Source organism: Hirschia baltica ATCC 49814, from assembly GCF_000023785.1.
Lineage (GTDB): Bacteria > Pseudomonadota > Alphaproteobacteria > Caulobacterales > Hyphomonadaceae > Hirschia > Hirschia baltica.
Map to the genome: position 1 here is coordinate 3,068,964 of NC_012982.1, position 19,985 is coordinate 3,088,948.

The following is a 19,985-nucleotide window of genomic DNA, read 5'->3' on the forward strand; positions in this document are numbered from 1 at the left end:
TTAGTGAGTTAAAGATTTAAACCGACATTTTTGATGAGCTGATCAGTCAATTACGCTCAACAAAACTTATGCACGGATCAAGATTTCCCATCATCGCGCTCAGTTAAAGCGCGAAAGGCTTCAAGCTCTTTTATGGGATTGAATGCTGGGTCTGATGCCGCCTGCGCGCGATATGTATCTGCCATCGAAACAGCGGTCTCTAAATCAGCTATTGCTTCCTCTATTGAACCAATAGCGGTGTGCGCACATGCACGTTGATAAAATGCGTGCGCATTATCTGGATCAATGACAAGCGCGCGATTTGCTAGGCTTAAAGCCCATTGTGGTTCAGCCATTTGCAAAGCAGAATCTGCTTTAAACGTCATTGCCTCTGTATCTTCTGGGCGCATTTTCAAAATTTCGTCGTAAATAGCAATTTTCGAAGATGCAGCTGTCTCCTGACTCGCACGTAACCATAGAGAATGAATTTCGTTCGTCTCATCAATTTCCGATTGTGCTTCAATCAACCGCTTGGATTTAAGCTTTAGCTCAGCTTCTACAGCGTCCATACGCTCTGCATATCCGGCAATCAGGCTTTCCACCCGCGCCTCCGCAATCTGGCTCACGCGTGATCGAATATCTCTAAGCGAATTCCAACCGAAAAACACAAGCAATGTTGTGACCGCTGTAATCACGAAAAAGAAAAGCTCTACAGCATTACGCGCATAGCCAGCAGCATCTTTTGCGATCTCATATTCTCTTGTAACCTGCCGCTCCAGCATATTTGCGCGTGAACGCTCATAATCCATTCTTAAATGGCGTACTTCGTCAAGAATATATCTAGCCGTAAATGGCGAATATAGCGGCTTATCAGGCTCCTGTACGACCTTATCCAAATCCCCAACATAAGCACCGCTATCTTGCGGCAATGTGTTTTCTTGTTTTGGTTCCTGTGCCTGCGCTGCCGGCAAAACCATTGCCGCTATCAAAAAAGCCAGAACATACCGCCCCAATACTTTAGTTTGCAATGAAAAGAGCTGACGAAAAGCGAGAAAAGCCGCTGATAAAGTGTGTATCATAACTATTTGCTGAAAAACGCAGAGTCGAAATTCAGCTCCTTCATATTATTAAGGACGCGTGATTTACGCCGCGTTGCCAATTTTGTTTACATGGCCATCGCTGCATCTCTCTAACAAATCTCATATGAAGTGCAACGGCAGGAGCCCCATAAACTTCAAACAAGTTCAACTCACAATAAGAAATGCGGTTTCGCTAATACCAAGCTTCTAAGTGCACTCGCAGATCACGAAGATTAGGCCTAAAGTGATCTCCCAAACTAGCACACGTATTTGTATTGAGGCACCATCCCTATCTTGCCAAATATCACAATTGGTAATACAGGTTGATATTTACACTTCTCTCTCCTGCCGGACACTTCTAATGAACGCCACATCTCAAGCCAGTTCATCTATGCGCGATCGCAAAATCACTTCAGCCCGCGTAAATGTATGCTCTCCAAATCGAAATTTTGTCACGCTTATCATCGAAACAGAAGGTGGTGTTGTCGGGTATGGAGACGCAACATTAAATGGGCGCGAGCTTGCCGTAGCATCTTATTTGAATGACCATCTTATTCCTGCATTGATTGGCAAAGACTGCGGCCAAATTGAAGATATCTGGCAATATTTCTACAAAGGCGCTTATTGGCGTCGCGGCCCTGTTACGATGTCTGCAATTGCTGCAATTGATACAGCGCTTTGGGATATCAAAGCCAAAATGGCCAATATGCCACTTTATCAATTACTCGGCGGAAAAAGTCGCGACAGCGTTCTAGTCTATGGCCATGCAAACGGAACAGATGCATCCCACACAGTTGAAGAAGTTCTACGTTACAAAGAAATGGGCTATCAAGCCATCAGAGCGCAATCCGGCGTACCCGGTCTTGATGTGGCTTATGGCGTTTCTAAAGACAAAATGTATTATGAACCCGCCGACAGCCACCTCCCCTCAGAACAGCTCTGGGACACGCGAGCATATCTGAACTTCATACCCAAATTGTTTGAAAAAGTTCGTGACGCTGTCGGCACTGAAACAGCACTCCTTCATGACGGACACCACCGCATGACACCACAAGAGGCTGCAAGACTTGGTAAATCCTTAGAACCATTTGACCTGTTCTGGCTGGAAGATGCCACACCAGCAGAAAACCAAGAAGCATTTCGTCTCATTCGCCAGCACACAACAACCCCTTTGGCAGTGGGTGAGATTTTTAACAGTATCCATGATTGCCGTGAACTGATTCAAAACCAGCTCATTGATTTTATCCGCACCACTATTGTTCATGCGGGCGGGATCACACATTTGCGCCGCATCGCTGACCTTGCTGCACTCTATCAGATTAGAACAGGAAGCCATGGTGCAACAGACCTCTCTCCTGTTTGTATGGGAACTGCCATCCACTTTGACACGTGGGTTCCAAACTTTGGAATACAGGAATATATGCGCCATACAGAAGCCACAGATGAAGTCTTCCCGCATGACTACAAGTTTGAAAGCGGCCACATGATATGTGCTGAAACCCCTGGGCATGGCGTCACGTTAGACGAAAAATTAGCAGCTAAATATCCCTATGATCCGCGCCAATTACCAATTGCACGCCTCAAAGACGGAACTATGTGGAATTGGTAATTTCAGTCTATGCAAGCATAATACAATTTTCCGATAAAACTTATGGCTCGCTCACATGAAACGATTATATCAAACAGTCGCAAATACACTCAAATCCAAGATTGAAGCTGGTGAATATGAAATTGGTCAGCGACTTTCAGCCGAACGAATTCTCGCTGAAGAGTTCAATGTATCTAGACCTACTATTAGAGAAGCTATAATTGCGCTTGAAATCATGGGCTTAGTCGAAGTCAAAAATGGTTCGGGTGTTCATGTTATTTCTGATCGCGCCAATAGTGATGCAGCAAACGATCTAGATATTGGTCCATTTGAAATGATGGAAGCACGTATTTATCTGGAAAGTGACATCGCTGAATTAGCTGCAACCCGCATAGACGACATCACCCTTGCTAAACTTGAACAGCTTCTTGTCGAAATGGTGCAGGAAAACGCAAACGGTAATATCAGTGATAGTGAAAGCGCAGACCGTCAGTTTCACATGATGATAGCCAATGCGACCCAAAACTCAGCTTTGGTAAAAATGAGCGAAGATTTATGGGCTGTTCGTGATTCCAGTCCCGTGGTGATCGAAATGCTAAACCGGTCTCGCGAATATGGTGTTCAGCCCATGGTCGAAGACCACAGAAACATTTTCTACAACCTCAAAAATCGTGATCCGGCTGGTGCCAGAAAAGCAATGTTTGATCACCTCACCCGCGTCATTGATGCACTTCTGGAAGTGACAGAAACCGATGATGTAGAAAAGGCAAAAAACAAAGCCCAAGCCAGACGCGATCACTATCTCGGGCAAAAGAAAAATTGATCACCGCTTGCTCCATAACACTCTTTCAGTTTGATAAGGCTTACAATTTGGGCGAAAAAGGATGCAGTCTATGACTCAATTTTCTCGCCGGCATGTTATGTCTATCGCTGGCAGTGCCTGCCTGTCTTTTCCGTTATCAGGATGCAATTCCAATCAACCAGCTTTGATAGCCGCCGATGCATTAAGCGCTGACTATCCAACAGTGGCCGCCCTCACTTTCATGACGGACCGTTTGAGAGAGAAAACCGATGGTCGCATCAAAACAGAGATTTATTCCGGTGCACAATTAGGCGCTGAAAGAGATACTCTAGAAATCTCCATGTTTGGCGGCATAGACTTTAACCGAGTTAATCTTGCCCCATTAAACCCGATTGCCAAATCAACAATTGTTCCATCCCTGCCTTTCGTCTTTAGGTCCATTCCGCATATGCGAGCGGCCATGGACGGCGCGCCCGGCCAAAAAATTCTCGCTAGCCTAGCCGAGCATGATTTGATTGGTTTGTGCTTTTACGATTCTGGTGCGCGCAGTTTCTACAATACAATCAAACCCATTCGCACGCCCGATGACCTTAAAGGCATGAAGATACGTGTTCAAAATTCGAACCTCTATGTCGCCATGGTGGAAGCATTAGGCGCAAATGCCACTCCGATGTCATTTTCTGAGGTGTATCAAAGCCTCGTGCAAGGCGTGATTGATGGCGCTGAAAATAACTGGCCCTCCTATGAAAACACACGCCATTTTGAAGCTGCCCGATATTATTCTCTGACCCAACATCTCATGACACCGGAAATTCTAGTGATGTCTGCTAGACGCTGGAAAATGATGTCTGACAATGATCGAGAGCTTGTGATGGAATCTGCACGTGAATCTGTGCCTTTCATGCGTCAAATCTGGGATGCACGCGTCAACAGCGCGATGGAAGTCGTCAAAAAAAGCGGCGTCGAAATCATTGAGACAATTGATAAAGATCCATTCATTAAATGCATGCAGCCTGTATATGATCGCTTTTTAACACCCAACTTGCGTGAGCTTATGGAAGAGATTCAGGACATGGAGTCTGCCGATGTTTGAGTCCATAGCAGAAACTATTTCCAAGTTATCATTCCTTCTATCACGACTATGTTTATGGATTTCCAGCATTGGTATTGTTGCCATAACCGCGATTATATTCTGGCAAGTCATTGCACGGTATATTTTCAATGCTAGCCCGTCTTGGAGCGAACAACTCGCGCTTTATCTTCTGGTCTGGACAGTCCTGTTCGCAGCAGCTGCAGGCGTTAGGGAACAATTTCATATTCACATCACCGTATTCCAGAATGGTCTGAATAAAACCCGTTTGCCTACAATCATATTCACCCATTTAGTCACAGCGAGTGCGGGCCTCACTCTTGCTATCTACGGCACAAAATTAGTTTCTCGTCTATGGCAATATCCAATCCCGTCTTTGGGGCTGCCCCGTGGATCTGCATTTTTGCCTCTTCCACTTGCCGGAGCTCTAATCTGCTTTTTTGCGATAGAACACATCATCGCCAATAGTCGCAATGAGAAGGTGATACCAGCATGGCGCTAACCCTTCTTCTCCTTGCACTCGCTATTTTTCTAGTTGCTGGTGTGCCAATATCATTTGCGCTGCTTTCCGCATCAGTCCTGACACTTGTATATCTAGACATCGCACCAGTGATTGCTGTTCAGCAATTGGCCGCTGGTATCAATGTCTTCTCTCTTATGGCCATCCCATTCTTTATATTCGCAGGCGACCTCATGTATCGCTCAGGAATAGCAGAAAAGCTTTTACAGGTTGCAGATGCAGCGCTCGGCAGGCTTCAGGGCGGATTAGGTCAAGTTGATGTGGGCGCTTCTATGCTGTTTGGAGCCGTCTCTGGATCTTCAATAGCGTCCGTTTCCGCACTTGGTTCTTCGCTCATGCCTGCAATGCAAGAAAAAGGTTATGACAAAGACTATGCGGTCAATGTGACGTGCTGCGCCGCAATTTTGGGTGTCATCATCCCTCCATCTCACAATATGATCATCTATGCCGCGTCTTCAGGTTTAGGCATATCAATTGGTGATCTGTTTTTGGCTGGGATATTTCCCGGCATTATCGCCGGTATAGCGCTAGCTATTACAGCTTGGATAATTGCTCGCAAACGCAACTACCCTAAAGGCGTCTTCCCTGGATGGCCTGCCTTTCTAAAAGCGAGCATTATCGCTTTGCCGGGCCTGTTTACAGCCGTTATTATTGTGGTGGGCATACTTGGAGGTGTCTTCACGCCAACTGAAAGCTCTGCTGTTGCCATTGTCTACACATTGATAGTTGCCGCCTTTGTGTACCGAACCCTGACTCCAACAACCTTTGCACTCGCATGTCGAGGCGCTGTGCAAACGACAGCAATCGTGATGATGATAATTGGATCAGCAGCAGTGTTTGGTTGGTTACTCGCCCTTTTGCACGCGCCTACGCAATTGGCTCAACTTGTCATGTCGATTTCAGATAATCCAACACTGGTCATGTTGATGGTGATTTTGGTTCTTCTCATTCTAGGAACTTTCATGGATATGGCCCCTCTTATCATTATCACCACACCGATTTTCTTACCCATGATGATGGAATTGGGTGTTGATCCAGTTCACTTTGGTATCGTGCTTATTCTCACCTTAGGCATAGGTCTCGTAACGCCGCCAGTTGGGTCCGTGCTTTTCGTGGGAGCAGCCATTGGTGACATTAAAATTGAAGAAACAGTCAAAACAATTTGGCCTTTCTATCTTGCACTCATAGCGGCGCTTTTGCTGACGGCTTACATACCAAGCTTGACGCTTTTCCTGCCAAGTGTATTTCAGTAACAAAAGCAAAAATAAAAAATGCGGGGCTTTAAAACAATGACATTAAATGGGGAGATTAAACATGAAAAACAAAGCACTAAAGCTCTACACATCTGTACTCGCACTCGCTTTTACGGCGGCATGTCAACCAACAGATAAAGCCTCTTCTATTGAAGAAACCCAACAAAAAAAAACGGCAAGTTTTGAATATTTTTCTTATTCAGGCCAAACACCAGAAACAGTCGAATTGGCGGACAACCAATACCAAAATCCAATTCTAGCTGGCTATTATCCAGATCCTTCTGTTTTGCGCGTCGATGAAGATTATTATCTGGTCAATTCCAGTTTCTCGCACTTTCCTGGCATCCCCGTTTTTCATTCAAAAGACCTCGTAAATTGGTCTCAAATCGGCAACGCAATTGATCGATCAGACCAGCTTGATTTCTCAGGACTGACCGTTTCTAGAGGTGTGTTTGCACCTGATATTTCCTACCATGATGGGGTGTTTTATATCGTCACCACTTGCGTTGATTGCAAAGGTAATTTCGTTATCACCGCAGATAATCCTACCGGCCCATGGTCAGATCCGATTTGGCTAGATTTTGACGGCATTGACCCATCCATTTTTTGGGAAGGCGAGAAAGCCTATATCGTCAATAATGATGCACCGATCGGAGCCCCCATATATGAAGGGCATCGCGCAATTTGGGTTCAAGAATTTGACTGGCAAAATCTCAAAATGGTCGGAGAGCGTACCCTGCTAATTAATGGCGGCGTAGATATCATTACCGAACCTGTCTGGATTGAAGGCCCACATATATTAAAACGCGATAATTATTATTACCTCACCGCCGCCGAGGGTGGAACCAGCGTCAATCACTCCCAGACCATATTCAGGTCCAAAGACGTCAGAGGTCCATTCCTTCCTGCAGACCACAATCCCATCCTTACGCAAAGAGATTTAGCCCCAGATAGAACACACCCTATTTCCGCTGCAGGGCATGCAAAGTTTGTTGAAACGCAAAATGGAGAATGGTGGGCAACTTTTTTAAGCACACGTCCATATGATGCAGAAGACCACTATAATATTGGCCGTGAAACCTTCTTACTTCCCGTTAGCTGGAATGATGGCTGGCCTTACATACTGCCCGCTGGAGAAGCAATTCCTTTTGCCCACGCCAAACCAAACCTGCCTGCTCAGGCAGCCCCAGCCTTGCCGCTAACTGGTAATTTCAGCTATCGCGATGAGTTTGAAAGAAGCGCTCTATCTCAACAATGGGTTGGAGTTCGCAATCCTGAAAGCGCATTTTATTCCGTTGAAAACGGCGCACTTAATCTAAGGTGTGATTATGCCTTTGGTGATCTTTCTCACGCACCTTCATTTATCGGCCGCCGCCAACAGCACCACATCGCGACAGCCACAACATCCCTCTCCTATACACCTCAAGCTAACGGTGATCAGGCCGGTTTAGTTGCCATTCAAAATGATACATCATTGGTATTTTTCGGAATTGAGAAAGACGAGAACGGCACCAATATTGTTGTTAGAACAAAAGACAATTCCGACAACGACACATTGCTGGCCTCAGCGCCAATAACCAATCTTGAGAATATAGACCTGACATTAAGCAGCGATGCCGGACTGATGCAGTTTGAATACACAATTGACGGAGCGCAAACAGTGTTGGCTCAAGACATTGATGCAACGCTATTAAGCACCGCAAAGGCAGGCGGATTTGTCGGCACAATCATTGGCCCCTATTGTCACTCTTCCGTACAATAACTCCACAAACCAACAGCAAATAAAAAGCCTCCCCTTTATGGGGGAGGCTTTTTCTTGAGAAGATCTCTTCATTTCTAAACTATTGTGTTTGTCCCGGCGCAAACGGAAATGAAAGCGCCTTATAATACTCCAGGCTATGTTCAGGCTGCGCACTTCCCTCTGGAAGTTCCAATCCGTTAATGCTCATCCAATAAGCGAGAGAAGCATCACGCCACCATTTTGCTTCTTTATGTTGAATACCCAGAAAATCAGAAATTTGCTGATACCGTTCAGCGTCAATTTCGCCTTCAAGGTTTAGCCAATCAGATTGCATCTTCGCCACAGCATCCACACCGCGATCATAATGGCGCACCATTTCCTGCCAAAGCGTCAAACCGCTCTTCATCTCATAATCCCAACCAACTCGGTGGAACCATAGTAAAAGATTGTCCGGCACGGTTTCCAAATTGCTCCATTTTTTACGCAAAGGTTTTGCATATTGAGCCAGTGCATTTGACCCTGTTTTTGTGCGATCAAAACCGATTTCATCGGCGGTCGCACGGTGGTAATAATACGGGTTCCAGTCAGCGCGCCCCAGATCATCCACCCAAGGCCCGGGTCCATAATGATGGCCTGTGCCCATAAGGTGAGTTAAGCCTAGAGGTGTCATGTAATCGACAACCGCTTCCCGCGATCCCATCATCATGCTCAAAACGGTTTCTTCACCGGCATTTGATAAATCAAACGTCTGATCAATCCACTCTTCTGCAATAGATGAACTTGATAGTTTCGGGTTCCATGCCAAACGCCCAAAAGCATACCAATTGGCTTGATCAAATATGGAACCAGCCCAATTGCGATCGCGCCCAATATTGGCCACACCGGCTATTCCTGACAGTTTGTGATTAAAAGTTTTGCCATCTACAATATCGGCGACACTGGCGTCTTCTTTCTTCACATGAGTGTCCGTATCAAGCACCTCTTCCCACATCGGCCCCAAATAAGCCAAGTGCGTTGAAAACCCCAGATATTCCTTAGTCAGCTGAAGTTCGAGCATCACAGGCGTTTTTTCCATGCCGCCAAATAATGGGTGGATGGGCTCACGTGGTTGAAAGTCCAATGGTCCGTTTTTAGACTGAACCAGCACATTGTCTCTAAACTTGCCATCAAGCGGAACAAACTCGTCATATGCTTGTTTGACACGATCATCTGGCTCTTCAGCGGAATAAACAAAGGCCCGCCACATCACAACGCCGCCATTTGGGGCCACTGCGTCTGCTAGCATATTTGCACCCTCAGCATGGTCACGATCGTAATCTTGCGGCCCGGGCTGGCCTTCTGAATTTGCTTTGACGAGAAAACCACCAAAATCTGGGATATATTCGTAAATTTCATCCGCTTTGGTTTTCCACCATTCCTGAACATCGCTATTGCGCGGATCCGCTGTCTCCAACCCGTCCAGCTCCATTGGTGCCGAGAAACGCGCCGTTAAATAGACTTTTATGCCATATGGACGAAACACATCTGCGAGCGCTGCAACTTTCTCAAGGTATCGCGGCGTTAAAACGGTCGCGTCCGCATTCACATTTGTTAGAACTGTTCCATTGATACCGACAGATGCATTCGCGCGCGCATAATCTGTGTATCGGGGCGACATATAGTCGGGCATACGAAACCAATCCCAGATGGACTCACCTGAAAAACCGCGCTCGACATGACCATTCAGATCATCCCAATGATTAAGTACGCGCAAATCAATGGCGGGTGCTTGTGTGATATCCAGTTTTGTCAGATCCGCTTCTGAAGCCACCTGCCTTAGATAGTCAAACACACCATAGAGCAGACCAATATCTGTCTTCGCGCCAATCAGTGTATGGCCTATCTCTTCGCCGTTTTCACTGCGAATGATATATCCCTCATCGCTTTCTACAGCTTCTAAATCACTCTGGAGAGAACCAGAACACTGCGTACTACTTAGTATAAGTGTTCCATCTTCAAGCTTGTCATGACGTACCAGTTCACTGCCGGTCATCGCCATGAAAGCCGATTGCAACTCATCCGATATAATATTCAGCGTTGGCGAATTTGTTTCACAATCAAGCATGAAGCCAGTTGGAAATGCCGCCGCCTCTGGGTCCATGCGAGCATGGCGCAACCATAATTCATAACCATCCTCTGCCTGTGCACGCATAGGCATCACAGCCACAAGCCCTAGTGCGACAATTGAGGATGCAAACACTTTCCCCAGTTTTCCAAAAATCATCTTCATTTGTGATTTTTCCTCAAACGCGTCCACATGCTTGTTTTCAAATTGAAATTCATTCATCTTCTACCACCAATTCAAATGGTGTGACCGGCACATAGTCACCTTCAAATAGGGTTGGAATTGGCGAATCCGCCCACGCATAACGAATGCGTGCGCCTTGGGTTTTGTCGTCAATTGAAATGCGAAGACTATCCTGCCCTTCAAGGCTTGCTGGCACAAAACGGCATCCTTCCAACGGCGTGCAATACTCAACACCAGATAAATTATCACCGCCATAAATGCGCAAGCCATCCTGCGTATTCATAAACTCAGCAACAATTCCATCATCGCTATAATATGCCCTTACAGGCTGGGCATTATCGCCCAATTGCTTACGATCCGACGTTTGCAGATACCCCAAAGACTCAACGACACGCTGCGCCACAACCTGCTTATTTGCAGGGTGGATATCAATGCGATCTCCAATATCAATTGTGACAACCAGTCCGGTGTTTTCATCAGCTAAAGCCGCCCGTCTCTGTGCATCACGCACACCTGATGACCCACTCTCAACCGGCTCAAATGGCAAATTTCCATAATTTGCAAGCTGGATAACCACAACCGGCAAATCAGAAGTAAACATGAGCCGCCAGCCTTTAATCAACCCAGCCAACATTTGCTCATAATCTTCTGGATTGCTCGCATTGCTTTCACCCTGATACCAGAATGCCGCCTTGAATTTCAAACCATCCAAAGGCGACACCATACCATTGTGAATACCAGACAAACCATTCATTGTTTCCCATGGCGCACGATCCATAGAGCTTGGTCCGTTTTCAATCAGCTGCCATTGCCAATTTTCAAAACCAATATTTTGCTGCTGCCAGTTCACACCAGAATCGCTAAGGTCTAAAATTCCACCAGCCTTCCAGCCATTCTCAATCGCAATCGTAATTATGTTTTTGCCTGACTTCAGCAAGCCTGCACTTGCCTCATAAACCGAGGCTACACTCCAGCCATAGCCAGAGCCAACGAACTCACCATTCACCCAAACATAATCGCGTTCATCAGTCAGCCCGACAGATAAATCCAACGCTGATCCGTCATAATCTTCTGGCAAATTCAATTCAGTTTGAAACCAGATTAAGCCTTTATATTCCTCTATTTCTTCAATGCCCCAGGCTTGATAATTGCCCATGGTTTCAGGTGCTTTTTTCCACGCCTGATCAATACTTTGTGACGCATTTTCCCAAGGCTTTGATGCTGAAGGAAACGTGCTATCCCACCACGTATTTAGTCTTTCTCCGAATTTGGATATCGCTGCTTTGGGAGTCTCCCTATAGTTTTGCAGCATCTCCAACTCATCTGAAACCAGACCCGTTTCCGCCAACGAAGCTTCATTCATCCACGCTTCTATACGTGTTCCGCCCCATGCTGCCTGCACTAGGCCAATGGGAGTATCTGATTTCTTTTCCAACTCTTTAGCCGAGAACCAGCAAACCGCTGAAAAATTCTCAACTGTTTTTGCACTCGCCATTTCCCACGAAACATCGCCAGTGACACTTTTTTGCGGCGCATTGAATGAGCGCATTGGCATTTGAAACAAACGAATATTAGAGCCGTCAGCTGCCGGAATTTCGCGATTGGGATTAAGCGCACGAGACACTGGAAATTCCATGTTGGACTGTCCAGAACACAGATACACATCGCCAATTAAGACATCTTCCAGCACTTGAACCTGACCATCTTCAGTTTCAACTTTAACCTGATATGGCCCCATTACGTCTGGTTCATCAAAACTTATCCGCCAATTACCAACAAGGTCTGCTTCTGCTTGTTTGGTTTCACCATTAAAGGTCAGATTTATTTTTTGACCCGAGCCAGCCCGCCCCCAAAACGGAATTTCATACCCTTGTTGTAATACCATGTGATCTGAGAACACATTGCTCAAAATTGGTGCGCTCTTACCTTCCTCAACCGAGGATGCTGTTGAACCAGATGTCGTTGAATCACATGCAACAACTCCACAAACCATTGCAGATATAAGCGCCGCCTTGATGCCAACCGTATTCAAGAACTGAATTCGCACGTCTCACTCTCCCCTAGTGTTTGTTTATATTTATTTTTCAGTTTCCGTCTCATGCGGAACCGTAATCTTTTTAGTCTACATCACCCGTATGCCTGCATTGGGAAATACCCCAACATCCTGCCCGAAGATTAGACTTATCTCGCTGGAAACAGGAATGAAGACACTCTCTAATACTACAATTTATGTCAGACCAATTTTAAAAATCTATCTGTCCAATTTATTCTGCACTATAGAATTCTGTCAACCACGCCTGAGCCAGATGTAGGGCCTAAAGTCCGAAAATCTGCTCCTCACTTAAACGTGAACCTAAATCAAAAATTAGACAGAGACAACGATGGACTTATATATAAAACCAAGGATATAAACCAACGCATAAAACAAAGAATAACGCATCCTTGATCACCGGCATCTTGCTATATCTTTTATAGCTCGATGAAGGCGCTCAAACGATGCCAATAAAAACTCTTGGAGGATTCAATAATGAAATCAGTGAAATCAATTTTATTGGGAACGATAGCGTCCCTTGCTTTTGCAACCGCATGCAGTAGCTCTCAAACAGACACTGAAACAGCTCAAACAACTGAAGAAGCAAAATCCTCTGAATTTCGCTTCATGGATCCATCTCTTTCCCCCAAAGAACGCGCGCTTGACCTCGTGTCACACATGACACTCGAAGAAAAAGCAGCACAAATGTACGACAAAGCCGCTGCAATTCCGCGTCTTGGTCTACATGAATATAATTGGTGGAATGAAGCTCTCCACGGTGTTGCCCGTGCGGGTCATGCAACTGTCTTCCCTCAGGCTATCGGTATGGCAGCCACATGGGATGAAGACCTCATGTTGGAAGTGGCAAATGTGATTTCCGATGAAGGCCGCGCCAAGCATCATTTTTATGCCAATGAAGATGTGTACGCCATGTATGGCGGACTGACTTTCTGGTCGCCTAATATCAATATCTTTAGAGACCCAAGATGGGGCCGCGGACAAGAAACATATGGAGAAGACCCGTATCTAACTGGTAGAATGGCGGTCAATTTCATTAATGGTCTTCAAGGCGATGATGACAAATACTTCAAATCCGTCGCCACAGTAAAACACTATGCCGTTCACTCTGGCCCTGAACCATCTCGTCACCGCGACAACTATATCGCAACAGACGCTGACCTTTATGAAACATACCTCCCTGCTTTCAAAACAGCATTTGATGAAACAGAAGTCGCTTCTGTCATGTGTGCCTATAATGCTGTCTGGGGCGATCCTGCCTGTGGTTCCGAGCGCCTCATGAAAGACTTGCTGCGTGAAGAATTAGGCTTTGATGGTTATGTCGTTTCTGATTGTGGTGCCATTGGCGATTTCTACTATGACGAAGAGAAAAAAGCAGAAGGCACAGCACCATATGCTGCGCATGACCATGTGGACACGCGCGCGCAAGCCGCAGCCCTGTCTGTGAATATGGGAACTGACCTCAACTGTGGTGATGGTGAAGGCAATAAAATGGACGCCTTACCCCAAGCTGTAAAAGAAGGTTTGATCACTGAAGAAACAATTGATCAATCAGTGGTGCGTTTATATTCTGCTTTGTTCAAACTTGGCATGTATGACGACCCATCCCTTGTGCCTTGGTCCAATATCTCAATTGATACAGTTGCCAGCCCTAGCCATTTGGAAAAATCAGAAGAAGCCGCGCGTGCTTCTCTCGTTCTACTCAAAAATGACGGCATTCTTCCACTAAAACCCGACACAAAAGTCGCAGTGATTGGACCAAATGCAGACAATTGGTGGACACTGGTTGCAAACTATTACGGTCAACCAACCGCACCCGTGACAGCTTTAAAAGGTATCAAGGCGAAAATTGGCGCAGAAAATGTAAGCTATTCCGTCGGCTCAACAATCGCAGGTGACATTTATTCAAACTATAAGGCTGTGCCATCAAACACTCTCTTCCACAAAAATGAAGCTGGCGAATTAGTCCCTGGTGTTAAAGCCGCCTATTATGAAGATAAATTCCTATCAGGTGAGCCAAGCATTGAAACTGTTGAAGAAAATATTGATCACTACTGGTTACGCACACCGACAACCGACGGTCTAAACGATGAATTTGGCGCGATTTGGAGCGGTGTTATTGTACCAGAAGAAACCGGCAGCTACCGGTTCCAGCCATCTCGCTGGTCCACACTTGAGATCAATGGAAAAGAAGTTACCGACACGGATGACATCGAAATGAAAGCTGGTGAATCTTATGAATTCACACAAAGCTTGAAATTTGATTCAGGCTGGCCACGCGATCAACTCGACAAATATGCCTACCTAAACTGGACAGATGTTTCTCGCGATTACAAAGCAGAAGCACTTGCAGCTGCAGAAGATGCAGAAGTTATTTTGTTCTTCGGTGGTATTGATGCCAATCTTGAGGGCGAAGAAATGGGTGTGGAGCTTGATGGCTTCCTTGGCGGAGACCGCACACACATCAACTTGCCTGCACCTCAGGAAAAACTCCTCAAAGAACTTCACGCAACAGGCAAACCTGTCGTGCTGGTAAACTTCTCTGGTAGTGCCATGGCACTAAACTGGGAAGATGAAAATCTCCCAGCTATTGTTCAAGCTTTCTATCCGGGTGAAAAATCCGGAACAGCTATAGCTGATCTGTTATGGGGTGAATTTAGCCCATCTGGTCGTCTGCCTGTGACATTCTATAAATCACTTGAAGGCATGCCAGCCTTTGATGATTATTCAATGGAGAACAGAACCTACAAATATTATGAAGGTGAACAACTCTATCCATTCGGTCACGGTCTTAGCTATACAAGTTTTGAATATTCAGACCTAAAACTTGAAACAGCCTACGCAGCCAATGAAAACCTACAAGTTAGTGTCAAAGTGACAAATAGCGGCGACAAAGCCAGTCGCGAAATTGTTCAGGCTTATGTCACACGCGACACGTTGGCGAATGTCTCTACACCACGTGTCGAGCTTGCAGCCTTTGATGCAATTGAGCTTGCACCTAAAGAAAGCCAAACTGTAACACTCAGCATAAAACCTGATGCCATTGGCTATTTTAACGAGAATGGAAAACTCACCTTCCCTGAGGATGGTAGCTTTACATTGTCTATTGGTGGTGGACAGCCAGGGTTTGATGCGCCGTACACATCTGTAAGTGTTGATTACTCCAACTAGATAATAAAAAGGGTAGCAAGCAAAATGCTTGCTACCCTGTCTAGTTGTTTATCGACTTAAGAAAGCACCGCGCCAGTTTTACAAACTAGTTGCACTCAGCTTCAACACTGGGTGATGTCACCCAATCAAAAGCATTCACCAGAAATTTTTGATATTCAGGCTCTTCATAGTTTTCATAACTATGTCCAATCGCAGAATACACACCTTTTGCATCCCCTCGGCAGAATGACCATGCAATCGGGTGATCAATTGCTTTATTTCCCATTCTTAAATCTTCAGGCCATCTCTCAACAACTTTATTAGTTGGTGCATAAGTTGCCTCATCAAGCCCTAAAAGCGGTATAAACTCATCACTTGGCGGCACTTGGTCAAAACTATACCACTCGTCTGTTAGGTTAAAAGAAGGCGGCAGCCCCTGCACAACAGGGTGATCCGGTTTCAACACAACTACCTCCGCCTCTTGAAATTGAGGCTGCATTGTATGACCGATAAATCCTGTGCCAATGAAATTGGTCTGAAACCAATCCCATTTTGCAATACTCTTGTCGCCAATGCTGTGTAACCCAATCCAGCGACCTTTTTTCTCAAACCATTTTTGAAATGCCACACGCTGATTTTTATTGAGGACATCCCCAGTCACATTATTGAAAACAACAACATCAAAACGTTCAAGATCAGCTTCATTAAAGACAGCACTATTTACCGTCGTAAGCAGATCATATCCCTTATTTTCAGCAAGCTTGACAAAGAACAAATCAGCCCCGGAAATACCGCCATCATGACGCCATTCCAAAGTTTTAGAAAACACCAAAATTGAAGGCGATTTCATCCAATCGACCACCTCCGCCTGATGTCCCCCTTCCTCAATAATAGAATTTGGTTGCAATGAGCCTCCCAATGAACACGCTTGCAAGCAAGTCGAAACTAGCGCGACAATGACAAGAAACTTTTTCACCATAATACCCCCAATATTTCGACACCAAACACACAGAAAGTGAGGAATTTAACTGCAATATTGATCAATAAATTCCTGATGCGAAGGAAGTTGAGCTAGGGTGGAAGCCACTTTTTCGCGCTGTGATTTAAGCGCATTTTCCAATCTATCTTTTGGAAATAACTGCCCGATGGCATGGTATCCTTTGGGCTCTATCCCCTGCCCAAACATGACTTGTATCCAAGAATCCAACAAGAATAATTCATCACACCCATTGTATGCATGAGCATTTTCTTCAAATAGCGAAAGCCTAGCTGCCAGCGTATCAGGAATGTCCATTGCCTGACGTTCGCGCCAGAATTCACTATCGTCGCGCTGCGTGACCTTATAATGCAGGATCAAGAAATCCCGAATCTGCTCAACTTCTTTAGAGATTTTATCATTGTATAAATCAGCAAGCGCCGGCGTAATTCCATGATAAGGGAAATGCTTGACCAACTCGGTCACACCGCGCTGAAATAAATGAATACTTGTGGATTCCAAAGGTTCTAAAAAACCCGATGACAGCCCAAGGGCAACACAATTCTTATTCCAAACCTTCTTACGACGGCCAGTTATAAATCGGATCAGACGTGGCTCGGTTAAGGCTTCACCTTCCAATGCATTTTCAAATTGCTCGCGAGCATCATCATTAGATAGTTTTTCACTTGTAAAAACAAATCCATTACCAACGCGGTGTTGCAAAGGAATGCGCCATCTCCAGCCATTCTCGTGCGCTATAGCACGCGTATATGGGATTGCTGGGCCCGTTTTCTGTGTTTGCACAGCATAAGCGCTATCCATCGGCAACCAATGACGCCAGTCATCATATCCTGTTTTGAGGGTTTTCTCGATCAGTAGGCCATTAAATCCAGTGCAATCAATGAAAAGGTCACCCTCAATTAAAGCTCCATTTTCAAGCTCTACAGCCTTGATGTTCCCGCTTTCTGCGTATTGGAGCACATTCTGGATTTTCCCCTCGACACGCTTAACGCCTTTCTTCTCGGAAAAGCCGCGAAGATATTTCGCATAAGCAACTGCATCCAGATGATAGGCGTAATTTAAAGGTTTCTGCTTGTCGGATGTAAAGAATTTATCCGCTTTTGCAGCCTTTAACTCCAGACAATAATCCTCAAAGTCTCCCTCAATACCTAGATCTCTGGCATGCAGCCAAAGATGATGGAATGGTGCCATCCAGGTGTGCTTACCAACCTGCCCAAAAGAGTGAATATAGCTCTCGCCTTTGTCTTTCCACCCTTCAAACTGAATACCCAATTTAAACGTTGCATGCGTGGCCCGCATAAACTCAGCTTCATTAATGCCAAGCATCGCATGAAAAGACGTATGGGTCGGAATTGTCGCCTCCCCAACGCCAATTGTACCGATAGCTTCAGACTCAACCAATGTTATATCAAGAGCAGGCCCCAGATTATGAGACAAAGACGCAGCAGTTACCCAACCGGCAGTACCACCTCCTGCGATGACTACTCTATTGATTGTCTGTCTTTCCACCTCAACCTCCTGATTTATTTATTATTATCGGTTTAATTTTTGTAGTAGCTGCGCCCGTAATTGCCGCGCAATATGACCATCCATCTCGCCAAGCGGGCCACGCGCATGCTCGGGTAAATGCGATGCTGAATTGCCGCCATCCTTGAAAACATAATAATCAAAGACCTCTCGCCAAGCATCCTTCTCGGATTGTGGACGGTCCCTTAAACTAATCAGTCCATGTAATAATGTGTTCATAGGTGAATCAGCAAAGCTTGGAACGCTATTCCACCAATAGTTTAGCAATATGTTGAATTGTGCCAATGCTTCGACCTGATGCCACCATAACGCTGGATACATAAGCATATCGCCCGGTTCCAACTCTGCAATCTGAGCATGTTTTATCGCTTCTTCAAATTTGGGGTATTTCTCAAAATCTGGTTTGTGAATATCAACCATGGTCAACACCTGACCGCCCGGCGTTGGCGCAAGCGGCCCTGGATATAAATTATGGATTTGATCGGGCGGGAACAAAATAAAACGTCGCTTACCAGCAACACAAAAAGCGATATTGTTGGACATGTCATAGTGAGCACGAGCAGTTGTCTGTCCACCCATCCACAATGAGCTTAAAACCGGACCACTTTCAAATAGCGAATAAGTTTCTAGCTTTAGTCCATTTTCCGCATCTAACCCTGGGAAAAATTGGTTTTGATCTGTGGAGCCTACATAATACCCATTTTTAAGCCCTTCAATATCAAATGTCTCGCGCACTAGATCAAAGAATTTCTGTAAAGGCACCCTTTCAGCTGTATAATTCATACCCGTGAGATTTTCATCGTAGAAAGGCTGGCCCTGATGTTCAGGAGCGAGTGTGTAAAGCGTCACAGGTCGACCAGAATAAAAGCCTTCAAGATAGCTCATCACCTCATGGTGAGAGCACTTCCCCGCTTCCACTATTGGCCAACGCCCCGCGATATTCTTTACAATAACTGGACTGTTTAAAGCCGCGAGTTCACGAAACGGCAGAGCATCAAGGCTCTCAACCTCCACAATCTGTGTTTTGGGGCAGCCACTTAATACACTCAATCCACCACCTCTTTTACGATGTTGCTGTATTTAGCTCAGCCGCTTGGATCTTTCTGTTCTTCATCTCGATTAAGCGATTGATATTACTAGTAGAAGAGGCCAACAAATAGGTTAGGTGCAAATACCCAGACTTGCTCAGCTTCTCCAAATTCGCACCATCCAAATTGCGCAATTTATCCAACCCAACAGTCAAAAAACCGGGCATGTCATAACTTACGGTCGGATTAACATCGACTTTCATCACGATTTCTTCAATCAAACCCATTTCTTCAAGCGTATTGTAGAAATCATTCTGGAGATTTACGCCATCGTGCAACAAGCGCAAAATAGCACTCACATGCTCCAGATACGGCGCATTGCCGCCTTCAGGTAAAAACAAAGGATATCCTTCATCCTTGCCCACTGACGGATGGTCCATGTCTATATTGATCTTTGCTTCAACCTGCTCTTCACCAGCTTCTTCCGATTTCTGCAGTCCTATTGAAAAAGGGCCCCTCGCCTGAATGGCTGGAATGTAACGAGCATTCCAATTATTCCCATCTAGGTAAAGGTTTTCACCTGGATCTAGTCCAAGCAATGCGACTGCTTTAATCTCATTATTATCCCGACGAAGGAAGATGGGATATTCACGCTGCAATTCTTGAAATTCTGTTGGAACAACAAGCACTTGATTGATACTATCTCCAATGGCTGCCCCTCGCATAACACCTACACGTAAATCTTGATGATCAATATTATTTAGAAGAACAATTTTCGACATATCGGTTTACTCATATTCAGAATGGAATAGTTGCGCTGATCTCGCCATGTTTCAATAACAAAAGCAATTAGTTTGGCAGTATCTAATGCGTATCAGATAATGATATAGAAGC

General features: G+C 45.3%; 14 protein-coding genes. 7 read left to right on the forward strand and 7 right to left on the reverse strand.

From position 1 onward, the window contains the following. Positions 1-77: 77 nt before the first annotated feature. Positions 78-1,058 carry a TPR end-of-group domain-containing protein gene (locus HBAL_RS14025; RefSeq protein WP_015828608.1) on the reverse strand — a complete coding sequence of 327 codons (981 nt, stop codon included), beginning with the start codon at positions 1,056-1,058 and terminating at the stop codon, positions 78-80. Between the two features lie 361 nt (positions 1,059-1,419). On the opposite strand from HBAL_RS14025, the gene manD reads away from it, so the two are divergent. From manD to HBAL_RS14055, 6 genes are all read left to right on the forward strand, one after another. Beyond that, on the forward strand, positions 1,420-2,667 hold the full coding sequence (gene manD / locus HBAL_RS14030; RefSeq protein WP_015828609.1) for a D-mannonate dehydratase ManD: 1,248 nt from the start codon (positions 1,420-1,422) through the stop codon (positions 2,665-2,667). A gap of 55 nt (positions 2,668-2,722) precedes the next feature. Beyond that, positions 2,723-3,469: a FadR/GntR family transcriptional regulator gene (locus HBAL_RS14035; RefSeq protein ID WP_015828610.1), complete on the forward strand. Its 747-nt coding sequence runs from the start codon at positions 2,723-2,725 to the stop codon at positions 3,467-3,469. A 70-nt stretch (positions 3,470-3,539) separates the two neighbouring features. Continuing rightward, positions 3,540-4,541 carry a TRAP transporter substrate-binding protein gene (locus HBAL_RS14040; RefSeq protein ID WP_015828611.1) on the forward strand — a complete coding sequence of 334 codons (1,002 nt, stop codon included), beginning with the start codon at positions 3,540-3,542 and terminating at the stop codon, positions 4,539-4,541. Continuing rightward, entirely contained in the window at positions 4,534-5,040 is a 507-nt protein-coding gene (locus HBAL_RS14045) for a TRAP transporter small permease (RefSeq protein WP_015828612.1), read from the forward strand. Before HBAL_RS14040 ends, HBAL_RS14045 begins: the two co-directional genes overlap by 8 nt. Then, positions 5,031-6,311: a TRAP transporter large permease gene (locus tag HBAL_RS14050; RefSeq protein WP_015828613.1), complete on the forward strand. Its 1,281-nt coding sequence runs from the start codon at positions 5,031-5,033 to the stop codon at positions 6,309-6,311. Before HBAL_RS14045 ends, HBAL_RS14050 begins: the two co-directional genes overlap by 10 nt. A gap of 61 nt (positions 6,312-6,372) precedes the next feature. Further along, positions 6,373-8,073, forward strand: coding sequence for a glycoside hydrolase family 43 protein (locus HBAL_RS14055; RefSeq protein ID WP_015828614.1), 1,701 nt, complete (start codon positions 6,373-6,375; stop codon positions 8,071-8,073). Between the two features lie 79 nt (positions 8,074-8,152). Here HBAL_RS14055 and HBAL_RS14060 read toward each other — a convergent pair whose 3' ends face one another. Together HBAL_RS14060 and HBAL_RS14065 are read right to left on the reverse strand one after the other, a co-directional pair. Beyond that, entirely contained in the window at positions 8,153-10,321 is a 2,169-nt protein-coding gene (locus tag HBAL_RS14060; protein WP_149037536.1) for an alpha-glucuronidase family glycosyl hydrolase, read from the reverse strand. Positions 10,322-10,370: 49 nt separating this feature from the next. After that, positions 10,371-12,386, reverse strand: a complete 2,016-nt coding sequence (locus HBAL_RS14065; protein ID WP_015828616.1) for a sialate O-acetylesterase — start codon at positions 12,384-12,386, stop codon at positions 10,371-10,373. A gap of 480 nt (positions 12,387-12,866) precedes the next feature. Between HBAL_RS14065 and HBAL_RS14070 the strand changes: the two genes are divergently transcribed. Next, on the forward strand, positions 12,867-15,560 hold the full coding sequence (locus HBAL_RS14070; protein WP_015828617.1) for a beta-glucosidase: 2,694 nt from the start codon (positions 12,867-12,869) through the stop codon (positions 15,558-15,560). An 85-nt stretch (positions 15,561-15,645) separates the two neighbouring features. Here the strand turns inward: HBAL_RS14070 and HBAL_RS14075 are convergent, their stop codons facing one another. The 4 genes from HBAL_RS14075 to HBAL_RS14090 are packed head-to-tail and all read right to left on the reverse strand — an operon-like array spanning position 15,646 to position 19,873. After that, a complete protein-coding gene (locus tag HBAL_RS14075) occupies positions 15,646-16,518 on the reverse strand; it encodes a ThuA domain-containing protein (RefSeq protein WP_015828618.1) in 873 nt (290 codons plus the stop codon). A gap of 45 nt (positions 16,519-16,563) precedes the next feature. After that, complete coding sequence (locus HBAL_RS14080) at positions 16,564-18,045, reverse strand: tryptophan halogenase family protein (protein ID WP_015828619.1); 1,482 nt, start codon at positions 18,043-18,045, stop codon at positions 16,564-16,566. 24 nt (positions 18,046-18,069) lie between these two features. Next, positions 18,070-19,113, reverse strand: a complete 1,044-nt coding sequence (locus HBAL_RS14085) for a cupin-like domain-containing protein (protein WP_015828620.1) — start codon at positions 19,111-19,113, stop codon at positions 18,070-18,072. Positions 19,114-19,126: 13 nt separating this feature from the next. After that, positions 19,127-19,873 (reverse strand): SapC family protein, encoded by a 747-nt coding sequence (locus HBAL_RS14090; protein WP_015828621.1) that lies wholly within the window; start codon positions 19,871-19,873, stop codon positions 19,127-19,129. Positions 19,874-19,985: the final 112 nt, after the last annotated feature.